This window comes from Spirosoma daeguense (assembly GCF_054776875.1).
In genome coordinates, this window is sequence record NZ_BAAHBF010000042.1 from 1 (window position 1) to 544 (window position 544).

A 544-nucleotide genomic window follows, 5' to 3' on the forward strand; every position below is an offset into this window, starting at 1 on the left:
AACGGCTACCAACACCCCGCCAACAGTAGCCAATCCGATTGTCAATCAGGTAGGCGTTCAGGGTCAGCCCTTTGGTCTGAACGTAGCAACTGTGTTTACCGATGCCCAGACCCCGAATGCGCTCCTACTGACGGCCAACGGATTGCCCGCCGGGCTGACCCTGAATGGCACCACAATCTCGGGTACGCCTTCGGTGAGTGGTACGTCGACGGTTTCATTGACGGCGGTTGATCCCGGAGGGCTCAGTGCTACGACCAGTTTTATGCTGACCATTCAACCCGTCTCGGTAACGGCCAGTGTGCCTTTCGCCATCACGGGTGTGAATCCGCTGACTTGTACCCAGATTTCGAATAATCGCTACGACATCAGCTTCACACCCCTTTATTCGGGCCTGAATGGGCAATCGGTGAACTTCTGGGTGGTCAACGAGTTGTTTCCCACCACGGCTTCTGGGCCTTATTCGTTACAGCTTTACACCGATAATCCCACCATTGTGCTGAAAGCGACTCAGGGCGGTAGTCTGGGTGAATCGTCATTTACCTAC

At 54.8% G+C, this 544-nt stretch carries 1 protein-coding gene; it reads left to right on the plus strand.

Annotation, left to right across the window (positions count from 1 at the left end):
* Positions 1-544: putative Ig domain-containing protein (locus ACYVD4_RS32075; protein ID WP_460952551.1), on the plus strand; the 544-nt coding region annotated here is incomplete at both ends.